Annotated in this window: 22 protein-coding genes; 4 read left to right on the forward strand and 18 right to left on the reverse strand. The window is 54.7% G+C overall.

Annotation, left to right across the window (positions count from 1 at the left end; all coding sequences use genetic code 11):
* Positions 1-163: 163 nt before the first annotated feature.
* From hemG to pepQ, 4 genes are read right to left on the reverse strand one after another with little or no spacing between them, the layout of a single operon-like run.
* Complete coding sequence (gene hemG, locus ABGA49_RS14850; RefSeq protein WP_134319211.1) at positions 164-706, reverse strand: menaquinone-dependent protoporphyrinogen IX dehydrogenase; 543 nt, start codon at positions 704-706, stop codon at positions 164-166.
* A 10-nt stretch (positions 707-716) separates the two neighbouring features.
* Positions 717-2,168 carry a Trk system potassium transporter TrkH gene (gene trkH / locus ABGA49_RS14855; RefSeq protein ID WP_061499037.1) on the reverse strand — a complete coding sequence of 484 codons (1,452 nt, stop codon included), beginning with the start codon at positions 2,166-2,168 and terminating at the stop codon, positions 717-719.
* A gap of 40 nt (positions 2,169-2,208) precedes the next feature.
* Positions 2,209-2,823 (reverse strand): IMPACT family protein, encoded by a 615-nt coding sequence (locus tag ABGA49_RS14860; protein ID WP_347665748.1) that lies wholly within the window; start codon positions 2,821-2,823, stop codon positions 2,209-2,211.
* Complete coding sequence (gene pepQ / locus ABGA49_RS14865; protein WP_061499043.1) at positions 2,823-4,154, reverse strand: Xaa-Pro dipeptidase; 1,332 nt, start codon at positions 4,152-4,154, stop codon at positions 2,823-2,825. The genes ABGA49_RS14860 and pepQ overlap by 1 nt, the downstream gene beginning before the upstream one ends.
* Positions 4,155-4,344: 190 nt before the next feature.
* On the opposite strand from pepQ, the gene fadB reads away from it, so the two are divergent.
* Together fadB and fadA are read left to right on the forward strand one after the other, a co-directional pair.
* Positions 4,345-6,534 carry a fatty acid oxidation complex subunit alpha FadB gene (gene fadB, locus ABGA49_RS14870; RefSeq protein ID WP_088237738.1) on the forward strand — a complete coding sequence of 730 codons (2,190 nt, stop codon included), beginning with the start codon at positions 4,345-4,347 and terminating at the stop codon, positions 6,532-6,534.
* A gap of 9 nt (positions 6,535-6,543) precedes the next feature.
* Positions 6,544-7,707, forward strand: coding sequence for an acetyl-CoA C-acyltransferase FadA (gene fadA / locus ABGA49_RS14875; RefSeq protein WP_088237737.1), 1,164 nt, complete (start codon positions 6,544-6,546; stop codon positions 7,705-7,707).
* Between the two features lie 177 nt (positions 7,708-7,884).
* Here the strand turns inward: fadA and fre are convergent, their stop codons facing one another.
* A complete protein-coding gene (gene fre, locus ABGA49_RS14880; protein WP_061499051.1) occupies positions 7,885-8,586 on the reverse strand; it encodes an NAD(P)H-flavin reductase in 702 nt (233 codons plus the stop codon).
* Between the two features lie 18 nt (positions 8,587-8,604).
* Positions 8,605-10,095 carry a 4-hydroxy-3-polyprenylbenzoate decarboxylase gene (ubiD, locus tag ABGA49_RS14885; RefSeq protein WP_061499055.1) on the reverse strand — a complete coding sequence of 497 codons (1,491 nt, stop codon included), beginning with the start codon at positions 10,093-10,095 and terminating at the stop codon, positions 8,605-8,607.
* Between the two features lie 167 nt (positions 10,096-10,262).
* Here ubiD and rfaH point away from each other — a divergent pair, with 167 nt between their 5' ends.
* Entirely contained in the window at positions 10,263-10,751 is a 489-nt protein-coding gene (gene rfaH, locus ABGA49_RS14890; protein WP_061499058.1) for a transcription/translation regulatory transformer protein RfaH, read from the forward strand.
* Between the two features lie 7 nt (positions 10,752-10,758).
* Here rfaH and tatD read toward each other — a convergent pair whose 3' ends face one another.
* The 9 genes from tatD to udp form a co-directional block, all read right to left on the reverse strand.
* Complete coding sequence (gene tatD, locus ABGA49_RS14895; protein ID WP_170933841.1) at positions 10,759-11,541, reverse strand: 3'-5' ssDNA/RNA exonuclease TatD; 783 nt, start codon at positions 11,539-11,541, stop codon at positions 10,759-10,761.
* A 42-nt stretch (positions 11,542-11,583) separates the two neighbouring features.
* A complete protein-coding gene (gene tatC / locus ABGA49_RS14900; RefSeq protein WP_061499066.1) occupies positions 11,584-12,348 on the reverse strand; it encodes a Sec-independent protein translocase subunit TatC in 765 nt (254 codons plus the stop codon).
* A 2-nt stretch (positions 12,349-12,350) separates the two neighbouring features.
* Complete coding sequence (tatB, locus tag ABGA49_RS14905) at positions 12,351-12,875, reverse strand: Sec-independent protein translocase protein TatB (RefSeq protein WP_347665749.1); 525 nt, start codon at positions 12,873-12,875, stop codon at positions 12,351-12,353.
* A gap of 3 nt (positions 12,876-12,878) precedes the next feature.
* Complete coding sequence (tatA, locus tag ABGA49_RS14910) at positions 12,879-13,136, reverse strand: Sec-independent protein translocase subunit TatA (RefSeq protein WP_061499075.1); 258 nt, start codon at positions 13,134-13,136, stop codon at positions 12,879-12,881.
* 102 nt (positions 13,137-13,238) lie between these two features.
* Positions 13,239-14,879 carry a ubiquinone biosynthesis regulatory protein kinase UbiB gene (gene ubiB, locus ABGA49_RS14915; protein ID WP_134319218.1) on the reverse strand — a complete coding sequence of 547 codons (1,641 nt, stop codon included), beginning with the start codon at positions 14,877-14,879 and terminating at the stop codon, positions 13,239-13,241.
* A complete protein-coding gene (locus tag ABGA49_RS14920; protein ID WP_347665750.1) occupies positions 14,876-15,481 on the reverse strand; it encodes an SCP2 domain-containing protein in 606 nt (201 codons plus the stop codon). Before ABGA49_RS14920 ends, ubiB begins: the two co-directional genes overlap by 4 nt.
* An 11-nt stretch (positions 15,482-15,492) precedes the next feature.
* Positions 15,493-16,248, reverse strand: a complete 756-nt coding sequence (ubiE, locus tag ABGA49_RS14925; protein ID WP_061499084.1) for a bifunctional demethylmenaquinone methyltransferase/2-methoxy-6-polyprenyl-1,4-benzoquinol methylase UbiE — start codon at positions 16,246-16,248, stop codon at positions 15,493-15,495.
* A gap of 66 nt (positions 16,249-16,314) precedes the next feature.
* Positions 16,315-17,772 (reverse strand): DNA recombination protein RmuC, encoded by a 1,458-nt coding sequence (gene rmuC, locus ABGA49_RS14930; protein ID WP_347665751.1) that lies wholly within the window; start codon positions 17,770-17,772, stop codon positions 16,315-16,317.
* A 135-nt stretch (positions 17,773-17,907) separates the two neighbouring features.
* The gene (udp, locus tag ABGA49_RS14935; RefSeq protein WP_088237734.1) at positions 17,908-18,669 is read right to left on the reverse strand and encodes a uridine phosphorylase; all 762 of its coding nucleotides are present in this window, start codon (positions 18,667-18,669) and stop codon (positions 17,908-17,910) included.
* A 260-nt stretch (positions 18,670-18,929) separates the two neighbouring features.
* Here udp and ABGA49_RS14940 point away from each other — a divergent pair, with 260 nt between their 5' ends.
* Positions 18,930-19,736, forward strand: a complete 807-nt coding sequence (locus ABGA49_RS14940; RefSeq protein WP_088237733.1) for a dienelactone hydrolase family protein — start codon at positions 18,930-18,932, stop codon at positions 19,734-19,736.
* Positions 19,737-19,760: 24 nt separating this feature from the next.
* Here the strand turns inward: ABGA49_RS14940 and ABGA49_RS14945 are convergent, their stop codons facing one another.
* Genes ABGA49_RS14945 through ABGA49_RS14955 form a run of 3 tightly spaced genes read right to left on the reverse strand, consistent with a single transcriptional unit; the run spans position 19,761 to position 23,461 of the window.
* Positions 19,761-20,780: an ABC transporter ATP-binding protein gene (locus ABGA49_RS14945; protein WP_061499096.1), complete on the reverse strand. Its 1,020-nt coding sequence runs from the start codon at positions 20,778-20,780 to the stop codon at positions 19,761-19,763.
* Positions 20,768-22,471: an iron ABC transporter permease gene (locus tag ABGA49_RS14950; RefSeq protein WP_347665752.1), complete on the reverse strand. Its 1,704-nt coding sequence runs from the start codon at positions 22,469-22,471 to the stop codon at positions 20,768-20,770. The genes ABGA49_RS14945 and ABGA49_RS14950 overlap by 13 nt, the downstream gene beginning before the upstream one ends.
* 12 nt (positions 22,472-22,483) lie before the next feature.
* Positions 22,484-23,461 (reverse strand): ABC transporter substrate-binding protein, encoded by a 978-nt coding sequence (locus ABGA49_RS14955; RefSeq protein WP_347665753.1) that lies wholly within the window; start codon positions 23,459-23,461, stop codon positions 22,484-22,486.
* Positions 23,462-23,538: the final 77 nt, after the last annotated feature.

Genomic DNA, 23,538 nt, shown 5'->3' on the forward strand with positions numbered 1-23,538 from the left:
GCTGCGAAGTCAACTGAATATTTTCAGAATTCTTCACCTGACAGGCCGGTGTGTTTGCCGTTGTGCCGTGTCAGTGGTGGCGCATTATAGGGAGTTAATTCCGGCTGACAAGCATAAATTTCAAAAAAGTTTTCGTTCGCTTATTTTTCCGCCGCAACGCCGGTTAAACAGACGATTTGCGGCTTAAGTGAGCGATTTCGCGGGCAAAACTCGCGACTTGCTGCCAGTCCGTATACACCACTTCTTTCGTTGGATTAGTTTCGCCGCCTGTCATCTTCATAATTAACTGAATCATCAGACGGTCATACCAACGATAACGTGGATAACGTAGCGCACCGGCAAACACGGCGCACTCATCCGGTTGCCATGGCGACGCGAGTAAAAACTTGCGGGCGTAGCTATTGGTCTGCGGCGAGCTCTTTTCGGGTTTGCGGGCGACCAGGTTAACGGAATAGAACGCGCTCGGCAGTGAGTTCAGTCTCTGCAGGTGTTTTTTCACGAAACGTTCCAGCGCCGGATGATAACGTCCATAGCGAATCGATGCGCCAATCACTACCCGCTCATACTGGTCCCAGTCTATCTCTTCCGCGCGATTCAAATTCACTACATCGGTATCGGTACCAATCTCTTGCAACTCAGAAGCAATATAAGAGGCGATTTCCCGGGTTTGCCCATCCCGGGTGGAAAAGAGAATCAATGTTTTCACGTAAGGCTCCTTACTCACGCCAGAAAGTGGGGGTAAACAGCACTAACAGCGTGAAGACCTCCAGACGACCAAATAGCATATTCGCAATCAGGATCCACTTCGCCACCGGATTCATACTGGCAAAGTTATCCGCGACAACCCCCAGCCCTGGCCCAAGGTTATTCAGTGTTGCGACGACCGAAGCGAAAGCAGAGAAATCATCCACCCCGGTGGCAATGATCGCCAGCATGCTGACAATAAACACCAGCGCATAGGCAGAGAAAAACCCCCACACGGCTTCCAGAATACGCTCCGGCAACGCGCGATTGCCGAGCTTAATGCTGTAAACCGCATTCGGGTGCACCAGACGCTTCAACTCACGGTTCCCCTGTTTAAACAGCAACAGGATACGGATCACCTTCAACCCGCCCCCCGTCGAACCGGCACAACCGCCGATAAATGCCGAGCACAGCAATAACACCGGCAAAAATAATGGCCAACGCGCAATGCTGTCGGTGGTAAATCCTGCGGTGGTCGCCATTGAAACGACCTGGAAAAAGGCCTGATTAAGGGTGGTCACCGCCGAGTTATAAACATCGTGGAACCACAGCACTACCGTGCAAATCACCACCAACGTCAACTGTACGCCGATAAACATCCTGAATTCGGGATCGCGCCAGTAAACTTTCAGGCTGCGCCCACTGAGCAAAGAGAAATGCAGGCCGTAGTTACAACCAGAGATCAGTAAGAAAATGGCAATGATGGTGTTGATGGTGGGACTGTTAAAATAGCCAACGCTGGCATCGTGTGTGGAGAAACCGCCAATGGCAATCGTTGCAAAGCTATGCCCGATAGCATCGAAGGCCGGCATCCCGGCAAACCACAGCGCCACTGCGCAGGCGATCGTTAGCAAGACATAGATAAGCCACAGGGTCTTAGCCGTTTCGGCAATACGCGGGCGCATTTTATTGTCTTTCAATGGCCCGGGCATTTCCGCGCGATAGAGCTGCATTCCGCCAACGCCAAGGATCGGCAGTATCGCAACGGCTAACACGATGATCCCCATCCCACCAAACCACTGCAACATCTGGCGATAAAAGAGGATGGCATGCGGCAGCGAATCCAGCCCGATCAGCGTTGTTGCTCCTGTGGTCGTCAGGCCAGAGAAGGACTCAAAAAACGCATCTGTTACCGTCAAACTGGGGCTTTCTGAAAAGATAAACGGCAACGCCCCCACGCTGCCCAACACCGTCCAGAACAGCACGACGATAAGGAAGCCTTCACGGGATTTCAGTTCCCCTTTCTGGCGACGATTGGGCCACCACAGTATGGAACCAATCATCAACGCGACAAAAAAGGTCTGGGTAAATGCTCGCCCCGCACCGTCGCGGTAAATAAGGGCTACCAGTCCAGGTAAGATCATCGTTCCGGAAAAGAGGATGACCAGCAGTCCAACGATTCGGGTTATGGCGCGAAAATGCATCTCTGCCGCTTCCTTAGGTGTTCAGAAAATCAGGAGGGGATTATTCTTCAGTTTTTAACAATTGCAATGCGCCACGGCTAAAATCAGCAAGCCTTGCCGAAAACGCCTCCAGTCTGCTGTGAGGAAGCGCCACCCGCAGATGCACGGAAGCCTGATACTCGCTTGCGACAATTTTCCCCTCAAATTGCCCAAGCAGCGTTTCGACGCCGGCCAGCTGTGCGTAATCACACCACAAAGTATATTCGGTTAACGGCATCTTGCGGAGAGTCGTAAGCTGGTTCAGTGCCTGTTGCACACCACCACCATACGCTTTTACCAGACCACCGGTCCCCAGCAAAACACCGCCATAATAACGTACCACCACCGCAGTGATTTCACCGACGCCGCTCCCCATTAACTGGGCGAGCATCGGTTTACCAGCCGTACCCGCCGGTTCACCATCGTCAGAAAAACCTAACTGCTGTGAATCATCCGGCGGCCCCGCAACCCATGCCACACAGTGGTGACGCGCGTCCGGGTGCTGCGCCCGGACAGCATCGACAAACGCCTTCGCCGCCTCAACACCATCGGTATGCGCCAACAGCGTAATAAAACGGCTTTTTTTGATCTCCTCGCTAAAGGTGACCGGCGCAGCCGGTATCAGCCAGCTATCCATTACGCCAGCTTCAGATCCCGCGTCATGTTTTCGATGTTATTTTCGTGGATAACCACATTATCTTCGATACGAATACCGCCAAACGGCTTCAGCGCATCGATTTTTTGCCAGTTAAAGTGTTTGCTAAGCGGGCCTTCACGCCATGGCGCCAGCAGAGATTCAATAAAGTAGAGACCCGGTTCAATCGTCACCACCATACGTGGCTGCATCACGCGGGTGCAGCGCAGATAGGGATACTTCGACGGCGCAGCCAAATGCGTGCCGGTGTCATCCTGCATAAAGCCTGCGACATCATGCACCTGTAAACCAAGCGGATGGCCGATACCATGAGGCATAAACGGCCCGGTGATGTCCTGCTCCACCATCGCTTCTTCGCTGATATCCACGATAATTTGATGACGGCGCAGCAATTTGGCGATGCGCTGATGGAACTGAACATGGTAGTCGGCGTAATTAACGCCCGCTTTCATGGTGGCAATCAGTGCCAGTTGCTCGTCGTTAACGTCTTTGACCAGTTGTGCATACTCCGTGTCGCTGTTCGCCGCCCAGGTACGCGTTAAATCAGCAGCATAGCCGTTGTACTCTGCGCCGGCATCCAGCAGGAAGCTGCGCATTTCCGCCGGCGCGCGGTGGTCGAGCCTTGTGTAATGCAGCACGGCGGCGTGTTCGTTCAGCGCCACAATATTGCTGTACGGCACATCAGTGTCGCGATGACCGGTAGCGGTCAGATACGCGAGGTTGATATCGAACTCGCTCATCCCGGACTGGAAGGCTTCATGCGCAGCACGGTGACCAATAACAGCCGTCTTCTGCGCTTCACGCATACATGCCAGCTCATAATCGGTTTTGTAGGCGCGGTAATAATGCAGGTAATCAATCACCCCTTTCGGGTTGATGTTGCTGGCTGCGATATCCAGACCCAGTGCACGCTCCGCCACAGGCCCGATGTAAGCAATGTTGCCGCGGGCCGCAGGCAGCAAGCTACCGATGCCATCGGCTTTCGGCAGCGCAATCACATCGACTTCTTCGGTCCAGAAGGAGGTCGGCAAGGGTTCCACGTTATGCCAGTAATCCACCGGCAGATAGAACCACAGCTTCGGTTTATTCACGCCATCGACCAATAGCCAGCAGTTCGGCACCTGTGTTACCGGCACCCAGGCCTTGAACTGGGGATTCACTTTAAACGGATAAGGATGGTCGTCGAGAAAGACGTTAAACAGCTCGCCGGAGTGAATAAGCAACGCATCAAGCTTGAAGCGCGCCAGTACATCACGGGTGCGTTCCTGTAGCGTAACAATATGATTTTTATAAAGTGCCGCCAGTGAGTCCATCGTTATTCCTTCTGTTTTTTATGACCTCAAGTGTTCGCATCTTAGCACACCTGCTTCCGGCTGGGTGATTTCCACCGAGCGTGATCACGCCAGCAATTATTTAATGAGTCATTTGCATTTCATTAACATAAAAACCACACTCCGTTTCATCTGGTATGACCAGATCCCTTGCTGGATTCAGGAGACTGACATGCTCTACAAAGGCAATAACCTGTACCTCAACTGGCTGGAAGATGGCATCGCCGAACTGGTGTTCGATGCTCCCGGTTCAGTGAATAAGCTTGATACTGCTACCGTCGCCAGCCTCGGTGAGGCGCTGGACGTACTGGAAAAGCAATCAGATTTAAAAGGGCTGCTGCTGCGTTCCGAAAAAGCGGCCTTTATCGTTGGCGCGGATATCACCGAATTCCTTTCGCTGTTTCTGGTGCCGGCAGAGCAATTGAGCCAGTGGCTACATTTTGCAAACAGCGTCTTTAACCGACTGGAAGATTTGCCGGTACCCACGCTTTCTGCCGTCAATGGCTATGCGTTGGGCGGCGGCTGCGAATGCGTGCTGGCGACTGACTATCGCCTGGCGACGCCGGACCTGCGCATCGGGCTGCCGGAAACCAAACTGGGTATCATGCCGGGCTTTGGCGGTTCCGTGCGTATGCCGCGCCTGCTTGGTGCAGATAGCGCATTAGAAATTATTGCTGCCGGGAAAGATGTCGGTGCCGAAGAGGCACTGAAAATTGGCCTGGTAGATGGCATTGTGAAGCCGGAAAAACTGCGTGATGGTGCAGTAGCCATCCTGCGCCAGGCGATGAAGGGCGATCTCGACTGGCGAGCCAAACGTCAGCCGAAGCTGGAACCGCTGAAACTCAGCAAAATTGAAGCCGCCATGAGCTTTACCATTGCCAAAGGCATGGTGATGCAAACCGCTGGCAAACACTATCCGGCACCCATTACGGCGGTAAAAACCATTGAAGCCGCTGCAAAATTCGGTCGTGATGAGGCTCTGAAGCTGGAAAATCAGAGCTTCGTTCCGCTGGCCCATACCAACGAAGCCCGTGCACTGGTCGGTATTTTCCTTAATGACCAATACGTTAAAGGGCAGGCGAAGAAACTGACCAAAAATGTAGAAACGCCCAAACAGGCTGCGGTACTTGGTGCAGGCATCATGGGCGGCGGCATTGCCTATCAGTCCGCGTGGAAAGGCGTGCCGGTGTTGATGAAAGATATCAATGAGAAGTCGCTCGCGCTCGGCATGAGCGAGGCGGGTAAATTGCTGAATAAACAGCTTGAGCGCGGCAAGATCGACGGTCTGAAGCTGGCCGGTGTGATTTCCACCATCCAGCCCACGCTGGCCTATGCTGGTTTTGAGCGTGCCGATGTGGTGGTGGAAGCGGTTGTTGAAAACCCGAAAGTGAAAAAAGCGGTATTAGCAGAAACTGAAGACCAGGTGCGCCCGGATACCGTGCTGGCGTCAAACACCTCCACTATTCCCATCAGTGAACTGGCAAGTGTGCTAAAACGCCCGGAAAACTTCTGCGGTATGCACTTCTTTAACCCGGTGCACCGCATGCCGCTGGTCGAGGTGATCCGCGGTGAAAAAACCTCCGATGAGACCATCGCAAAAGTGGTGGCATGGGCCAGTAAAATGGGCAAAACCCCGATTGTGGTCAATGACTGCCCCGGTTTCTTTGTTAACCGTGTGCTGTTCCCCTATTTCGCCGGTTTTAGCCAGTTGCTGCGCGACGGCGCGGACTTCCGCAAAGTCGACAAAGTGATGGAAAAACAGTTCGGCTGGCCGATGGGCCCGGCCTATCTGCTGGACGTTGTGGGTATTGATACCGCGCATCACGCCCAGGCGGTGATGGCGGCCGGTTTCCCGCAGCGTATGCAGAAAGATTACCGCGATGCGATCGATGCGCTGTTTGACGCCAACCGCTACGGGCAGAAAAACGGCATCGGCTTCTGGCGCTATAAAGAAGACAGCAAAGGCAAGCCGAAGAAAGAAGAAGATGCCGCAGTGGATAACCTGCTGGCGGAGATCAGCAAAGGCCGACAGGATTTCAGCGACGACGACATTATCGCCCGCATGATGATCCCGATGGTGAATGAAGTGGTGCGCTGCCTCGAAGAGGGCATTATCGCCAGCCCTGCCGAAGCCGACATGGCGCTGGTGTATGGGCTTGGTTTCCCGCCGTTCCATGGTGGCGCGTTCCGCTGGCTGGATACGATCGGCAGCGCAAAATATCTCGACATGGCGCAGCAGTATCAGCACCTCGGGCCGTTGTATGAGGTCCCGGCAGGGCTGCGTGAAAAAGCACGCCATAACGAGCCTTATTACCCCGAAGTTGAACCTGCGCGCCCGGTGGGCGAGCTGAAGACGGCTTAAGGAGTCACAATGGAACAGGTTGTCATTGTCGATGCGATTCGTACCCCAATGGGCCGTTCAAAAGGCGGCGCATTCCGCAATGTACGCGCAGAAGATCTCTCCGCCCACTTGATGCGTAGCCTGCTGGCGCGTAACCCGGCGCTGGATGCCACAGCTATTGACGATATTTACTGGGGCTGCGTGCAACAAACGTTGGAGCAGGGTTTCAATATTGCCCGTAATGCCGCGCTGCTGGCGGAAATCCCGCATTCGGTTCCGGCCGTCACCGTTAACCGGCTCTGTGGATCATCGATGCAGGCGTTACATGATGCCGCACGCATGATCATGACGGGCGATGCGCAGGTGTGCCTGGTTGGCGGTGTCGAACATATGGGTCACGTCCCGATGAGCCACGGTGTGGATTTCCATCCGGGCATGAGCCGTAACGTGGCGAAAGCCGCAGGCATGATGGGGCTGACCGCCGAAATGCTGTCTCGTATGCACGGTATCAGCCGTGAAATGCAGGATGCGTTCGCCGCCCGTTCCCATGCCCGCGCCTGGGCTGCCACGCAATCCGGGGCGTTCAAAACGGAGATCATCCCGACCGGAGGCCATGATGCAGATGGCGTGCTGAAGCAGTTTAACTATGACGAAGTGATCCGACCGGAAACCACCGTTGAAGCCCTTTCTACATTACGCCCGGCCTTTGATCCGGTGAGCGGTACGGTAACCGCCGGTACCTCTTCTGCGCTATCGGATGGGGCCTCGGCGATGCTGGTAATGAGCGAAAGCCGCGCCCGTGAACTGGGGCTGGCTCCACGCGCCCGCATACGCTCAATGGCGGTGGTTGGCTGCGATCCATCGATTATGGGTTATGGCCCGGTTCCGGCTTCAAAACTGGCGTTGAAAAAGGCAGGGCTGGCAACCAGCGATATCGACCTGTTTGAAATGAACGAAGCCTTTGCTGCGCAGATCCTGCCGTGCATTAAAGATCTGGGACTCATGGAACAGATCGACGAGAAGATTAACCTCAACGGCGGTGCTATCGCACTCGGACACCCGCTGGGCTGCTCGGGTACACGCATCAGCACAACATTGCTGAACCTGATGGAACGCAAAGACGCCCAATTTGGTCTGGCAACGATGTGCATCGGTCTGGGTCAGGGGATCGCGACTGTGTTTGAACGCGTATAACAGCAGATTGTCGTCATCGCGACCATGCCGGAAGGCGGCGCAAGCCTCTTATCCGGCATGGTGAATGCAAAGAAAGAAAATTTAGTTGCCGTTCTTCCCGCCTGTCAGGGGCGGGTTTTTTATTACCGTTACCCGCAAAACAGCCAACGCCGTTCCGGCGACAACGACGAATACAGATCAGATAAAGGCAAATGCATCGCCAAACAGGCGATCTTCACGCGCACCGCGCTCATTGCAGAACAGATCACGGGCGATTTTCGCCATCTCAAAACGTCCGGCAATGTAGATATCGTGCTCTGCAAGCGAGCCAAAATCCTGCAGTACTGCCGCCAGTACCGTTCCGGAACGGCCGCGCCATGCCTCAGGCGGTTGTTCAACGACCGGCACCACGCGCAGATTCGGATGTGTCACGGTTAACGCTTCCAGCTCAGCCAAATCGTAGAGGTGTTTTTCTTCGCGGCCCCCCCAGTAAATGGTGATGTCGCGGTTCGGGTTTTTCGCCAGTGACGTCAGTAAAATAGAACGGACATAAGAGAACCCGGTGCCGCCTGCGATCAGAACCATCGGACGATCTTCGTCATCACGCAGCCAGGCATCGCCGTGCGGAATATCGATCACGATTTGGCGGTCCTTCAGGATGCGATCCATTACCGCCATGGCATAAAGATTTAACTCAGACGCGCCAATATGCAGTTCGATAAAATCATGCTGATCCGGTGTGGAGGCCATCGAGAAGGGGCGCTTATCTCGCTCATCCATCACTACCATCAAGTACTGGCCAGCGCGGAAAGAAAACGCCGCTTCCGGCACTAAACGGACGCGATATACGGTATCAGTGATGGCATCTACCGAGGTCACTTTACAGCTTAAGGTTGTCATGCGCTCTCTCTGTCGGGTCTATTTTTCGGCATTTAGTATGGCTAGTTCATCCCAAATGGCGTCGATTCTCGCCGTCACGTCGGGGTCCTTCTTGATAGGATGTCCCCATTCGCGTTGGGTTTCTCCGGGCCATTTATTGGTGGCATCCAGTCCCATTTTTGAGCCAAGGCCGGAAACCGGCGAGGCAAAATCCAGGTAGTCGATTGGCGTGTTTTCAACCAGCACAGTATCCCGTGCGGGATCCATACGGGTGGTAATCGCCCAGATAACATCATTCCAGTCGCGCGCGTTAACATCGTCATCGCACACAATCACAAACTTGGTGTACATAAACTGGCGCAAGAATGACCAGACACCCATCATGACGCGTTTCGCATGGCCCGCGTACTGCTTCTTCATGGTGACCACCGCCAGGCGGTATGAACACCCTTCCGGCGGCAGATAAAAATCAACGATTTCCGGGAACTGTTTTTGCAGGATCGGCACGAACACTTCGTTCAGCGCCACGCCCAGTACGGCAGGCTCATCCGGTGGCCGCCCGGTATAAGTAGAGTGATAAATCGCATCTTCGCGGCGGGTAATATGCGTAACCGTAAATACCGGGAAGTTATCCACTTCATTGTAATAACCGGTGTGATCGCCATAGGGGCCTTCCGCCGCCATCTCACCAGGCTCAATATACCCTTCCAGCACAATTTCCGCACTGGCGGGCACTTCAAGCTCGTTCGAGATGCATTTTACAACTTCGGTCTTTGTACCGCGCAACAACCCGGCAAAAGCATATTCAGACAGCGTATCCGGCACGGGCGTTACCGCGCCGAGAATGGTTGCCGGATCGGCGCCCAGCGCCACAGCAACCGGGAAACGCTCACCCGGGTGCGCAGCTTGCCACTCCTGAAAATCAAGCGCGCCACCGCGGTGGGAGAGCCAGCGCATGATCAGTTTGTTTTTACCGATTAACTGCTGACGATAAATGCCCAGGTTTTGCCGATCTTTGTGCGGCCCGCGCGTCACCGTCAGCCCCCAGGTAATCAGCGGTGCGGCATCTTCCGGCCAGCACTGCATAATCGGGATTTTTGTCAGGTCGACTTCGTCACCCTGCAATACTTTTTGCTGACAGGGCGCGCCACGCAGGCGCTTAGTGGGCATATTCAGGACTTGTTTGAACTGGGGAAGCTTATCGAAGAGATCGCGGAAACCTTTTGGCGGCTCAGGCTCTTTCAGAAACGCCAGCAGTTTGCCAACTTCCCGCAGCGCGCTGACCTCCTCCTGTCCCATACCCAACGCAACACGACGCGGTGTACCAAACAGGTTGCATAACACCGGCATCGTATAACCTTTCGGGTTTTCGAACAGCAATGCAGGCCCACCGGCACGCAGCGTGCGATCGGCAATTTCGGTCATTTCAAGGTAAGGATCAACCGGAAGCGTAATGCGCTTCAGTTCGCCCTGCTGTTCGAGCAGTGTCAGAAAGTCGCGTAGGTCGTGGTATTTCATGCGGTGTATTATCGCCTCCAGATCAGCGCTCCATTATACGGTGTTCGCCAGGTGGTTGCTGTATTTTTGTTAAATCGGCGTGAATTATAACGACGTTTTATGCCACACGTTATAATCACCTTAGCCATCAGGCCGCTGTTTTGGTATTCTTGCGCCCGAACTTAAGGAAAAGAATCATTATGCGATCCTGGTATTTACTGTATTGCAAACGAGGCCAGCTTCAGCGCGCCCAGGAACATCTTGAACGTCAGGCGGTGGGTTGCCTGACGCCAATGATCGCGCTGGAAAAAATCGTTCGCGGCAAGCGGACGATGGTCAATGAACCCCTGTTCCCCAACTATTTGTTTGTGGAATTTGATCCAGAAGTGATCCATACCACAACCATCAACGCCACACGCGGCGTCAGCCACTTTGTCCGCTTCGGTATGAACCCGGCAAAAGTGCCTTCGTCGGTGATCCATCAGCTTTCCGTCTATCAGCCTGAAGGGGTAACTGACCCGGATACGCCGTACCCCGGCGATGATGTGGTCATCACCGAAGGCGCACTCGAAGGTTTACAGGCAATCTTTAAAGAGCCGGACGGCGAGGCCCGTTCGATGCTGCTACTGCATCTGCTCAACAAGCAGGTGCTGCAAAGCGTTAAAAACACAGACTTTCGCAAAGCCTGACACCGGCCTAAAAATCAACGCCAAAAAGCCGCTTCACATTGTTATCCGTCACCGCCTCCAGCCAGTGAATATCTTCACCGCGCAGCCCGGCCACGGTGGAAAGAATATGCCCCAGCATAGCGGGTTCATTACGCCGTGACGCCGGTTTCGGTTTGAGGTCCCGCGGCAGCAAATACGGTGCATCGGTTTCAATAAACAGTCGATCGGCGGGGATCAACGGCAATACATCGCGCAACTCAAGCCCACGACGCTCATCACACACCCAGCCGGTAATGCCCAGGTACATCCCACGCGCCAGACAATCCTGCGCTTCCAGTGCCGTACCAGTAAAACAGTGCAACACCGCGCCAGGCAGCTTGTCGAGCCACGGTTCCAGCAGCGTCAGGAAGCGTTGATGTGCATCGCGACAATGCAAAAACACCGGCATCGCCAGTTCGGCGGCCAGTGCAAGCTGCGCAGTAAAAGCGAGTTCCTGCTCCTGCTGCGTGGAAAAATTGCGGTTAAAATCCAGCCCACATTCGCCAATAGCAACCACCTCAGGTAATGCCGCAAGCTGACGAATGGCATCGGCCGTTTCCGCTGTCCAGCCACTGCTGTCATGCGGATGCACTCCGGCAGTGGACCAGCAGTGACGGTAACGCTGCGCCAGTTGTTGCGCCTGCTGACTTTCATGCAGGTTGGTGCCGGTGATCAGCATTCCCGCCAGCCCAGCCGCCTGCGCGCGCGCTACGGTCTCATCCCGGTCTTTGGCAAATTGTGAACTGGTCAGGTTCACTCCAATGTCGAACATGCATTTCCCCATACAACAACCGCCCTGATGGGCGGCTGGTAATTACTCTTCACTGGTTTCTGTTTCGCTTTCTTCATCAGGTATGCGTCGCTTACCGACATAGAAGCGAGCAAAAAAGACCCCCACTTCAAACAGACAGTACATCGGTATCGCCAGCAGTGTTTGCGAGAAAACGTCCGGTGGAGTCAGCAGCATCCCCACGACAAACGCGCCGACCAGCACGTACGGGCGTTTTTGCCGTAGATCGGCCGGGGTCGTGACTCCCATCCAGCACAGCAACACAATGGCAACCGGCACTTCAAACGACACGCCGAACGCCATAAACAGCGCCATGACGAAATTGAGGTAACTTGCAATGTCAGTCGAAACTAATACGCCTTCCGGTGCCGTGTGCGTGAGGAAGCCAAACGCCAGTGGAAAAACCACGAAATAGGCGAATGCCATGCCAATGTAAAACAGCAGCGAGCTGGAGATCAGCAACGGCACGATCAGCCGGCGTTCATGCTTATACAGTGCAGGCGCAACAAACGCCCAGACCTGATACAGAATCACCGGTGCAGAAAGGATCAAAGAGACCATAAACGTCAGTTTGATCGGCGTAAAAAAAGGCGATGCCACATCGGTGGCGATCATGGTCGCGCCCATCGGCATCTGTTTGATCAGCGGCGCAGAAACCAGTTGATAGATATCATTCGCGAAGTAAACCAGCGCGAGAAAAATCACAATAACGGCAATAATGCAGTTCAACAGGCGCTTACGCAGCTCAATAAGATGGGCGATCAGCGGTTGGGTATCATCTACAGCCATGTTCAGGTTTTATCACTTGAAGAAGAAGGAGAGTCAGAAACCGGCGCAACCTCTTTCACCGCCGTTTTCGCCACCGGCGTTTTTTGCACGTCCTGCTCGTCGGGCGCTTGCTGCGGAGAACTGGCCTGATGTTCAGCGACGGCAGGCGTTACGCCTTCATGCTGCGCAGCATTATCTTTCACAACCGGATTATGAATAGTATGCGCTTCGTCACTTGCTTTTTCAGGATCGTTGACGCTATAAGAGCGCTTCATCGATTCTGCCGCCTGACGCAGTTCATCCATGGATTCTTTTAACTCAGGCGTCAGGTTTTCCAGGCTCGCTTTCTCCACCTTTTTCAGGCTTTCCTGGAATTCCTGCAGCTTCAGTTCTTGCGTCAGTTCGTTCTGCACGGTAGTCGCCAACGAGCGTAATGTGCGGATCCAGCTTGCTACCGTACGCACCGCCACAGGCAATCTCTGCGGTCCCAGCACCACCAGGCCGACTATAAATACGAGTAACAGTTCGCCAAAACCTATATCGAACACGGGTTACACCTGCTCTTTGTCGTGACGTTTTTCGTCTTTTTTGGCGTCCTCTGGCTTTTCAGAGAGGGACTTCGCCGTGAAATCAGCATCCTGTGCGGATGGATCCTGCTTATCGTCTTTGTCATCGTCGCTCATGGCTTTTTTAAAGCCTTTAATCGATTTGCCAAGATCAGAACCGATGGAACCGAGCTTTTTCGTACCAAACAGCAGTACAACGATGACTGCAATAATCAATAACTGCCCAATACTGATACCACCCATACACAGTCCTCTGTAAGAGATGATGTTAAAAACAGGCCCCAGTATACACATTATCCCCTGGGCTGCATGTGTATACCCTGCCTCTCGCGAGCGCCGTCACCGTCAGCGCGTTTTGCGCCAGCCCAACAGCCAGGCGGCTACACCGCCCGCCATTAACCATAAAGGATGAAGTCCCCAGTCTGGTCGATTAATCAGCAACAGCGTTCCACTTAACAGCAGTGTCGCGCCAATCGCGAACAGATAGCGTGACTGCCCCTGCCTGATATGGTTTGTTTGCAGTTCGCTGGCGATCTTATCAACGCTGCGCTGCAAATGCTTACCATGCTGCAAACCGTTGTAGATCAGTTCAGGCAGTTCCGGCATTTTCTCGATCCAGAACGGTCCTTTTTCTTTAAAGGCTCTGATCAACGCAGGAATGCCTACCTGATCTTTGATCCATGATTCGAGGAAAGGTTTCGCTGTCTTCCACAGATCCAGCTGCGGGTAGAGTTGACGCCCTACACCTTCCACATAAAGCAGCGTCTTCTGCAGCAGCACCAGTTGCGGCTGCACTTCCATATTAAAACGCCGGGCAGTATTAAACAGATTAAGCAACACGTGACCGAACGAGATTTCCGCCAGCGGCTTTTCGAAGATAGGTTCACAAACAGTACGAATCGCAAACTCGAACTCTTCAACGTTGGTTTCTGGCGGCACCCAACCGGAATCCACATGCAATTCGGCGACTTTGCGGTAATCACGATTGAAGAAGGCGATAAAGTTCTCCGCCAGATAGCGCTTATCTTCTTTATTCAGCGAACCCACAATACCGCAGTCAATACCAATGTATTGCGGATCTTCCGGGTGCGCGTAGCTGACGAAAATATTGCCGGGGTGCATGTCTGCATGGAAGAAGCTGTCACGGAACACCTGGGTGAAAAACACCTGAACACCACGCTCCGCCAGCAATTTGAGATTAGTGCCATTCTTTTCCAGCGCCGCAATATCGGACACCGGTATACCGTAGATGCGCTCCATCACCAGCATATTCTGGCTGCAATAATCAGAATAAATTTCCGGCACATAGAGCATCGGGCTGTTTTCAAAATTACGCCGCAACTGGATAGTGTTCGCCGCTTCACGCAGCAGATCCAGCTCATCGATCAACGTCTTTTCGTACTCACGCACCACTTCGCGCGGGCGCAGACGACGACCATCCGGCAATAAACGAGGAACCCAACCCGCCAGGCGATAGATCAGTTTCAGATCGGCTTTGATCACCGGCAGGATATCCGGGCGGATAACTTTGATCACCACCTCTTTACCGCTCGCTTTCAGGCGCGCGGTGTGCACTTGCGCAATCGACGCAGATGCCAGCGGCGTGATCTCAAAATCGTCAAACCAGGTTTCAATCGGCACACCGCCCATTGACTGCTCTATCTGGCGTTTTGCGAGATGACCATCAAAAGGCGCAACGCGATCCTGCAACATCGCCAGTTGGTCGGCAATCAGCGGAGGAAATAAATCGCGGCGGGTAGATAACATTTGCCCGAATTTAATCCATACCGGACCCAACTCCTGCAAAGCCAGACGCAGGCGTTCCCCAAGGGCTTTCTCTTTGTGCCGGTTCGGCATCCAGAACAGCATTCGTCGCCAGAGTCGCAGCGGCAGGGTAATGCGCATTTTGGGGATAAGCTCATCAAGCCCGTAACTTAAAAAGGTCTGGATGATGAAATAGAGGCGCCGTAGTTCTCCTGGCGTCATTTGCCCTCCAGTTTATCCAGGCGTTTCGTCAACGCATCCACCGCACGTTCGGTGGCCGACGTCTCTTCCGCAAACCAGGCGACTTCCAGCGCACCTGGCGCGACACGCCACTCTTCCGTAAGCACTTCTGAGACATAGCGCTGCTGGCGCTGAAAACCCTGACGAAGGAAACGCGCAGCGCCGCGCAGAATTTTACCGATACCCTCTGCGGCAATATCACCTGTCCACGGTGCCAGCACTTCAGCAGGATCAAATTCGGCAAGATCCAGCAGCGACACCAGGTTTTGCACGACCTGGATATCGCCCTGCACTTCCAGCTCGCCGCTGCGGATAAGCGCAGTCAGTTGCTGGCGGTTACGCAACTTTGGCAGAACACGCAGTTGCGTGATAACAGCGCAGTCAGCTTCGCCTTCCCACTCGCCCAGGACATCCACCTGCCGTTCGCTGAACACCAGCACAAACGGCGAGGAGAACTCCTGCACCACAATACGCAATACTTTGCCGTGCAAACGCTGACGCGCTGGTTTCAGCGCGCCTTCACGGTAGAGAAACGTATTCAGCGCACGCTCAATGCCTGCGTTCACCATGGGCTTAAAGGGCATACGCGCTCCTGTCAGAATTTGTAGCCACGGTGCAAAGCAACGATACCGGCGGTCATATTGTAATAATCAACGTTCTCGAACCCTGCATCCTGCATCATCGCTTTCAGGGTCTCCTGATCGGGATGCATACGGATAGATTCAGCAAGGTAGCGGTAACTATCAGCGTCGCTGGCAACAAGCTGGCCAATACGCGGCAGCACATGGAAGGAGTAGGCATCGTAGGCTTTGCTCAGCGGCTCAATAATCGGTTTGGAAAACTCCAGCACCAGCAGACGCCCGCCTGGCTTAAGCACGCGAAACATAGAGCGCAGCGCTTTTTCTTTTTCGGTCACGTTACGCAGACCGAAAGAGATGGTGATGCAGTCAAAGGTGTTATCCGGGAACGGCAGCGCTTCGGCATTCGCCTGCACATAGTCAACGTTACCGATCACACCGATGTTGCGCAGTTTTTCGCGCCCCATTTTCAGCATTGAGTCGTTGATATCCGCCAGGATAACCTGCCCCGTTTCCCCCACCAGACGGGAGAATTTAGCAGTCAGGTCGCCCGTACCACCAGCCAGGTCGAGGACTTTTTGCCCACGGCGAACGCCGCTGCAATCAATCGTGAAACGCTTCCATAAACGGTGAATGCCCATCGACATCAAATCGTTCATTACGTCATATTTTGACGCCACCGAATGGAAAACATGCGCCACCATCTCGGCTTTATTCTCTTTGGCGACGGTCTGAAAACCAAAGTGCGTCGTCTCTTTTGAATCTTCCACCATCTCAGTGCCTGCTATTAAAGAATTTGTTCGTGAAGTGTAACAGATTGGGCGCGATTGCCCTACGATTCAACCACCCGACGATGCGCTGCTGGCTGGTGCGTCGCCCGCTATCGCCGCCTCTAATGTGTTGTCTTCATTATGATCGTTTAACACGTCCTGGCCCGCTCGCAGCCGGGATTCCTCATCCTGCGCTTGCGCTTCTGCCGCTAATTCCGGATTAATCTCGCGTTTGATCTCCACCCCCAGGCCACGAAAAGCTTCAGCCTGAGCCAACAGATTGCCGCGCCCACCGCTGAGTTTTTTCATCGCCTGACGGTAGTTATCCTGCGCTTTATCCAGGCTCTGACCAATCGAGGACATGTCATCAACGAACAGACGCATTTTGTCATACAGACGGCTCGCCCGCTCGGCAATCTGTTGCGCATTGCGGCTCTGATGCTCATAACGCCACAGATTGGCGACAGTGCGCAGCGCCACCAGCAGCGTGGTCGGGCTAACCAGCATAATGTTATTTTTCAACGCCTCGGTAATCAGTTCGGGCTGTCTGTCGAGCGCAATCAGAAATGCGGGCTCAACCGGAATAAACATCAGCACATAGTCAAGGCTGCGCAGGCCGGGTAGCTGCTGATAATCTTTACGCCCCAGCAAGCGAATATGATTACGCACCGACGCAATATGCTCCTGCAGTGCGCCTTCGCGGGTAAATTCATCGTCAGCATTGAAATAACGCTCATAGGCCACCAGCGTCATTTTGGCGTCTATCACCACATCTTTACCCTGCGGTAAACGGACAATCACATCCGGTTGCATACGCGCCCGGCTGTCATTTTCAATGCTGACCTGCGTTTGGTATTCATAACCCTCCCGCAGACCGGAAGCCTCCAGCACCCGCGTCAACACCACTTCGCCCCAGTTTCCCTGCGTTTTGTTATCGCCTTTTAAGGCCCGGGTCAGGTTGATGGCTTCCTGCGCCATTTGCGCGTTGAGTTGCTGAAGATTGCGAATTTCGTGGGCCAGCGTGTGGCGTTCCCGCGCTTCCTGGCCAAAGCTCTCCTGCACCTGGCGACGAAAACCGTCAAGCTGCTCCCGCAGCGGTGTCAGCAGGCCGTTGAGACTCTGCCGGTTCTGTTCATCCACGCGGCGGTTGCTCTGCTCAAAAATACGGTTGGCGAGGTTTTCAAACTGTTCAGTCAGGCGCTGCTCGCTGCTGTGCATCTGACGCAGTTTCTCTTCCGCATGCAGTTGGGTCGATTCCAATCGGGTGGTGACTTCGCGCAGGTCAGCCTCCAGCGAACTGTTGATGTGTTGCAGGCTACGTAGCTCGTTATTCAGCAGTTCACACTCGTTGCGCCAGTGCTCGCTTTGAGCGACCTGCTGCCGCGCGGCGCTGAGTTCGCCAAAGAGATCGCGCTGCCCGGCGAGGAGCTCCGCCTGCTGTTGCGCTCCGCGCCAGCTCGCCGCCAGCCAGCCGACCACCAGGCCCACCAGCGCCAACGCCACCATCACGATGATTGAAGTCTCCACCACGCCCCCTGATTACGCATCAATACAATCGGGGATTGTGCTGTATAAACGTCCAGTTTGGAAGGTCTTTTCCTGCGAGGAGGTACACAAAAAGAAAAGGCCGAACGCGTCGGCCTGTCAAATCACAAGGGAGAGTTACAGAAGACGGCGTGCCGCTTCGACAACGATTTTCACCGCGTGGCTTTCCGTTTGCTTCATGGTTTCAGCATTCGGGATCTCCTGCTGGGTGCGGTTAACGATCACCCCGGCAACCATCCCGGCGCGCAGTCCCTGGCTGGAGCACATGGTCAGCAGCGTGGCGGATTCCATTTCATAGTTCATCACGCCCATTGACTGCCACTCTTCCATCGAACCTTTAAAACGGCTCACTACGCGACCAGAGAACGTGTCATAACGCTCCTGGCCGGGGTAGAACGTGTCGGAAGAGGCGGTCACACCGATGTGTTTGGTCGCGCCAATAGCCTCTGCCGCAGCTACCAGTGCGGTAGTACAGGCGAAGTCAGCAACTGCCGGGTACTCCATTGGCGCAAAGTGCAGGCTGGCGCCATCAAGACGCACGGAAGCGGTGGTAATCAGCACATCGCCCACGTTGATATGCGGCTGAATAGCGCCCGTTGTGCCCACACGTAAGAAAGTACGGATACCAAGCTGCGCCAGTTCTTCCACGGCGATAGAGGTTGACGGACCGCCAATACCGGTAGAGCACACGATAACCGGCTTGCCGTCGAGCTCAGCGCGCCAGCTGGTAAATTCGCGATGCGATGCCAGTTTGACCGGCTTTTCCATCAGCGCGGCGATCTTTTCCACACGCTCCGGATCGCCAGGGACGATAGCCAGCGTAGCCCCTTGTAAATCGTTTTTGGTGAGGCCGAGATGAAAAACATCAGACTTGGACATAACAGACTCCTCTGTGGTCGGTTTTATCGGAAGAGGTAAAAAGATACTTTACAGAAGGCATACGCCTGATTTCGTGACTGGCATCACCGTGAATGAAAATGTTTGCACATGTTTTCCATGAAAAAGTGATGTTAATCACATTAACATGTTACATCTGACAACTCAGCAGCAAAGATAGTCTATAGCGGGGTGATTTGCGCGCGCGACAGGCCTTCCCGACTATAGTTATTGAAGCGCTAATAAAGGGTATGGAGAATGCCATGACAACGGATAAACAGCCGGGCTTTGCACCTGCAGCTTCACCTCACGCTTCAACTATTGTACATACGCCGGAAGATGCCTTAATCGCAGGCGAAACGTCAATTCCGTCCCAGGGCGAAAATATGCCCGCTTTTCACGCACGTCCAAAACATGCCGACGCGCCCTTGCCCATCGTGATTGTGGTGCAGGAGATCTTTGGCGTGCATGAACATATTCGTGATATCTGCCGCCGGCTCGCGCTGGAAGGCTACCTCGCCATTGCGCCGGAACTCTATTTCCGCCAGGGTGACGCCAATGATTTTCCCGATGTGCCGACGCTGCTCAGCGGTCTGGTCAGTAAAGTGCCGGATGCGCAGGTACTGGCCGATCTCGATCATGTCGCCAGTTGGGCCGCGCGCAACGGCGGGAATGCTCACCAGTTGATGGTCACTGGCTTTTGCTGGGGCGGGCGCATTGCCTGGCTGTACGCGGCGCATAACCCGCAACTGAAAGCGGCTGTCGCCTGGTATGGCAAACTGGTGGGGGAGAAATCGCTGAACTCGCCGAACCATCCGGTGGATATCGCGACCGAGCTCAGCGCACCCGTACTGGGTCTGTATGGTGCGCAGGATACCGGGATCCCTGTCGACACCGTGGAAACCATGCGCCAGGCCCTGCGCGCTGCCAACGCCAATGCGGAAATCGTGGTTTACCCCGAGGCGGGGCATGCCTTTAATGCCGATTACCGCCCGAGTTATCACGAAGAGTCAGCAAAAGATGGCTGGCAGCGGATGCTGGCGTGGTTCGCGCAATACGGAAAAAAATAAGGTTATCGCGCTGGAGGTGACACATTACGCCGCCTCCAGACGCCAGCCTTGGGTCAGACGAACGGATACCGTCTGTTGCAACGGCAGTGGCGAATGATGAAACGCACTCAGTGTTTGCCCATCGTGCAAGCGCAAATCCAGCATGTACCGCTCTCCCTGGTAGACACAACTCTCCACCTCCGCGCGCAACCCGTTATCAGCCACCTGCACATGCTCCGGACGGATCAGGACTTGCTGCCGCTCGCCCACGCCAAAGCCCTCATGTAACAGTGCGCTATCCAGTTGCCTGACGCCCGCAGGCGTGGCGAGTGAGAGTACACTGCCCTTGCCGATAAAGCGGGCAACCCAGGCATTGTGAGGATGCTGATACAGCGCCTGCGGCGCGCCCCACTGCTTAAGTTCACCCTGATGCATCACCGCGATATGGCTGGCTAACGCCATGGCTTCTGCCTGATCGTGCGTGACATAGACAAAGGTCGCGCCGGTACGACGATGAAACTCACGGAACGTCTGTTCCATGGTGGCTCGCAAATGGCGATCGAGGTTAGCCAATGGCTCATCCAGCAACACTATCTGTGGTTCAGAAACGAGGCAACGCGCCAGCGCCACCCGTTGCCGTTGGCCGCCGCTCAGTTCCTGCGGCGAACGCGCGGCATACGCGCCAAGCTCAACCACCTCCAGCGCCGCCATGACCTGTTTCTGCCGCGCAGCGCCTTGTACTTTACGCAGCTTCAACGGATAGCCAACATTCTCCGCCACTGTCATATGAGGCCACAGGGCATAGGACTGAAACACCATCGCCATGTCGCGCTGCTCCGGGGGCACATGGGTACGGGTATCCGCTAACAAGCGCTCCCCTAACAGCAAACGCCCTGCACTGAGTTGCTCCAGCCCGGCGAGAATGCGCAACGTAGTGGTTTTGCCGCAACCGCTCGGTCCCAGTAGCGCAGTAAACGCCCCTTGAGGAAGGGTAAGCGTTAATTCCCGCACCACGGTTTGCCCGCCGAAGACTTTACTTAAGCGCTCCAGTCTCAGTTCTGCCATGGGATCACTCCTTTGGGGAAGTAGCGACCAAGCGCGCTCAACAACAGCATCACTATGGCGATCAGCGCCACGACCAATACAGAAATCGCGGAGGCCAGCACCTTATTGCCGCTTTCATCAAGGTTAAAAATCACCACGCCGAGCGTCTCTTTCCCGGCACTCCATAACAACGCCGACACGGTCAGTTCATTTACGGCGGTCAAAAAGACCAGCAACGCCCCGGCAAACGCCGCAGGTGCCAGCAACGGCAGCACAATATGGCGTAGCCGTTGAGAGAAGTTCGCCCCCGCCAGACTGGCGGCCTCTTCCATGGCCGGATCCAGTTGCAACATACTGCTGTGCACAGGTTTCAGGCATACCGTCAGAAAACGTGCAAGATACGCAAACAGGATAATCGTCAGCGTCCCGCTCAGGCTGATATCCAGCAGCGGTAATGGGCGGGTGAACAGTAAAATGCAGGCAATCGCCAGTACCACACCAGGAAGCGTATAGGGAATGTCGATCAGACTGTGCAGCCAGCGCAGCGCACGGTTGGGATAGCGCACCAGCAGCCATGCCAGCGGCAAGCTCAGCAGCATCAACATAACGGCGGCGGAAACAGACAAAAAAAGACTGTTGGTCAGTGCCCGCCAGGTGGCACTCTGCACATCGAAAATACCGCGCCAGGCCGCGAAGGTGATCGTATCGCTATTCAGCGGCACGCCCAGCGTGGGGACCAACGACGTGACGATCAACGCCAACAGCGGCGCGAGCAGAATGGCGCACAATACTCCCGCCAGCAGAGCTTCCGTGGCCAGCCGCCATTTACCCAGCGTAAAACCGAGCGCCCGTCCGGCCATGCCGATCAGCGGCAAGGCATAACGCCGCTGCATATGCCCTTGCAGGGTGACAATCCCTATTGCTACACCCCCCATTAGCACCGACAGCGCGGCGACATCATTGAGCATGGAGGGGCCAAAACTGGAAAGCGTCTGGTAGATATGCACAGGCAGCACAAAATACGAGATGGGGATCCCCAGCATCGCCGGAATGCCAAAATTCCCAAGCGCAGAGACAAATGCAATCGCCGCACCGGCCCACAGCGCAGTGCGGCACAAGGGCAATACCATATCGAAAAAGACCCGCCACAGCGACGCGCCGTGTAAGCGTGCAGCTTCAATATGCTCTTTCGGCAGCGACTGTAACTGCGTGCGCAGCGCCAGAAATACCAGCGGCGCGTGCTGAATACCAAGCAGGAGCGCAATCCCTTCAGCCGAGTAGAGCGGATTGGCACTGCCAAAACCAGGCGCCAGCCCGAGGCTATTGAGCAAAATGCTCCCCGGCCCAAACAGTTGTAGCCAGCTCAGGGCGGTGACCTGCGGGGGGATCATCATCGGCAGCATAAACAGAAATACCCACAACTGTTTAATACGGATGTCGGTCAACGCCAGGCAAAAGGCGAACAGGCCGCCCAGCAGCAGAGAAAGCAGCGTACCCAGCCCGCTGGTATAGACGCTGTGCCAGAGCGCAACCCAGGTTGCCGGGTTGCTTAGCACGCGCCATAAACTGCTGTCGCTGCCCTGTCGCCAGTCAAGCAGCGCAGAGAGCAACAAGCGCAGACTCGGCAATACGCTGAGCAAGGCGACAAGGCATAATAATAGCCATATCAGCCCCTTACCCGGGCCGCTACCCGCGTTCTGGCGCAGCGTCATACTGGTCATCCGTTAGCGATTTCCAAACAAGTCGGCAAAGCGTTTTTTGTTGGCTTCTGTATTCGCCAGCGCTTTTGCCGCATCGAAAGGCATTAATTTGATGCTGTCTCGTGGCGGGAAACCGGCGGGTACCGGCAGTGCGGCATCAGCAGGTAGATATCCCTGTTGCAGCACCAGTTTTTGCCCCTCGTCAGAGAGCACAAAGTCGATAAACGCTTTTGCTCCCTCCGGGTTTTTCGCGCCTTTCAGCATCGCTACTGGCTCAGTGACGATACTGACGCCCTCTTTCGGGAACACAAACTCAATTGGCGCACCTTTGGCTTTTTCGCGGATTGCCATGTAATCCACCAGTACGCCATACGCTTTGCTGCCGGAAGTGATGGCGCTCATCACTGCGCCGTTACCGTTCTGCGGCATAGCGCCATTTTCTTTCAGCTTTTCGTAGTAGCCCCAACCCAACGCAGGATCCGTCATCAGCGTCGCCTGATGAATTTGCGCCGCGCCGGAGTAAAGCGGGCTGGGCAAGGTGGTCATGTTTTTTAGTTCAGGTTTGAGCAAATCCTGCCAGGAGGTCGGTTTGACCGGGGCTTTACTGTGATACGCAATGCCGGTGGTGATCAGTTTTGTGCCGTAGTAATAACCTTCTTTATCATAGAGTTGCGCAGCGAATCGCGCAGCCTGCGGCGAAGAATAAGGGGCCAGCAAGTGTTGTTGTTTCAGGGACTCCATGGTGACGCTGTCGGCAATCAACAGCACATCCGGCGCAGCGCCTCCGGCAGCGAATTCTGCTTGCAGGCGGGCAATGAGTTTGCTGGTTCCATCGCGGATCCATTTCACTTCCATGTCCGGGTGCGCTTTTTCGAAAGCGCTGACGGTAACCTGCGCATCTTCCGTCGGTTGGCTGGTGTAGAGGGTCAACGTGGATTTCGCAAAAGCCGATGTGCTCATGATCGCCAACAACAGTGCCGTTAACGCCTTTTTTTTACTCATGGTTCATCCCCTTTGTTTTCGTTGCGACGATTAAAACAAGGGAATTTGACAGAAATGTTACTGACGGGATGTTAATG

This window comes from Kosakonia sp. WA-90 (assembly GCF_039871955.1).
Lineage (GTDB): Bacteria > Pseudomonadota > Gammaproteobacteria > Enterobacterales > Enterobacteriaceae > Kosakonia > Kosakonia oryzendophytica.

Excerpts from the sequence above, each read along its gene's own strand:
- trkH (WP_061499037.1), bottom strand. The coding sequence starts at position 2,168 with ATGCATTTTCGCGCCATAACCCGAATCGTTGGACTGCTGGTCATCCTC.
- ABGA49_RS14860 (WP_347665748.1), bottom strand. The coding sequence starts at position 2,823 with ATGGATAGCTGGCTGATACCGGCTGCGCCGGTCACCTTTAGCGAGGAG.
- pepQ (WP_061499043.1), bottom strand. The coding sequence starts at position 4,154 with ATGGACTCACTGGCGGCACTTTATAAAAATCATATTGTTACGCTACAG.
- fadB (WP_088237738.1), top strand. The coding sequence starts at position 4,345 with ATGCTCTACAAAGGCAATAACCTGTACCTCAACTGGCTGGAAGATGGC.
- fadA (WP_088237737.1), top strand. The coding sequence starts at position 6,544 with ATGGAACAGGTTGTCATTGTCGATGCGATTCGTACCCCAATGGGCCGT.
- fre (WP_061499051.1), bottom strand. The coding sequence starts at position 8,586 with ATGACAACCTTAAGCTGTAAAGTGACCTCGGTAGATGCCATCACTGAT.
- rfaH (WP_061499058.1), top strand. The coding sequence starts at position 10,263 with ATGCGATCCTGGTATTTACTGTATTGCAAACGAGGCCAGCTTCAGCGC.
- tatD (WP_170933841.1), bottom strand. The coding sequence starts at position 11,541 with ATGTTCGACATTGGAGTGAACCTGACCAGTTCACAATTTGCCAAAGAC.
- tatC (WP_061499066.1), bottom strand. The coding sequence starts at position 12,348 with ATGGCTGTAGATGATACCCAACCGCTGATCGCCCATCTTATTGAGCTG.
- tatA (WP_061499075.1), bottom strand. The coding sequence starts at position 13,136 with ATGGGTGGTATCAGTATTGGGCAGTTATTGATTATTGCAGTCATCGTT.
- ubiB (WP_134319218.1), bottom strand. The coding sequence starts at position 14,879 with ATGACGCCAGGAGAACTACGGCGCCTCTATTTCATCATCCAGACCTTT.
- ABGA49_RS14920 (WP_347665750.1), bottom strand. The coding sequence starts at position 15,481 with ATGCCCTTTAAGCCCATGGTGAACGCAGGCATTGAGCGTGCGCTGAAT.
- ubiE (WP_061499084.1), bottom strand. The coding sequence starts at position 16,248 with ATGGTGGAAGATTCAAAAGAGACGACGCACTTTGGTTTTCAGACCGTC.
- udp (WP_088237734.1), bottom strand. The coding sequence starts at position 18,669 with ATGTCCAAGTCTGATGTTTTTCATCTCGGCCTCACCAAAAACGATTTA.
- ABGA49_RS14940 (WP_088237733.1), top strand. The coding sequence starts at position 18,930 with ATGACAACGGATAAACAGCCGGGCTTTGCACCTGCAGCTTCACCTCAC.
- ABGA49_RS14945 (WP_061499096.1), bottom strand. The coding sequence starts at position 20,780 with ATGGCAGAACTGAGACTGGAGCGCTTAAGTAAAGTCTTCGGCGGGCAA.
- ABGA49_RS14950 (WP_347665752.1), bottom strand. The coding sequence starts at position 22,471 with ATGACGCTGCGCCAGAACGCGGGTAGCGGCCCGGGTAAGGGGCTGATA.
- ABGA49_RS14955 (WP_347665753.1), bottom strand. The coding sequence starts at position 23,461 with ATGAGTAAAAAAAAGGCGTTAACGGCACTGTTGTTGGCGATCATGAGC.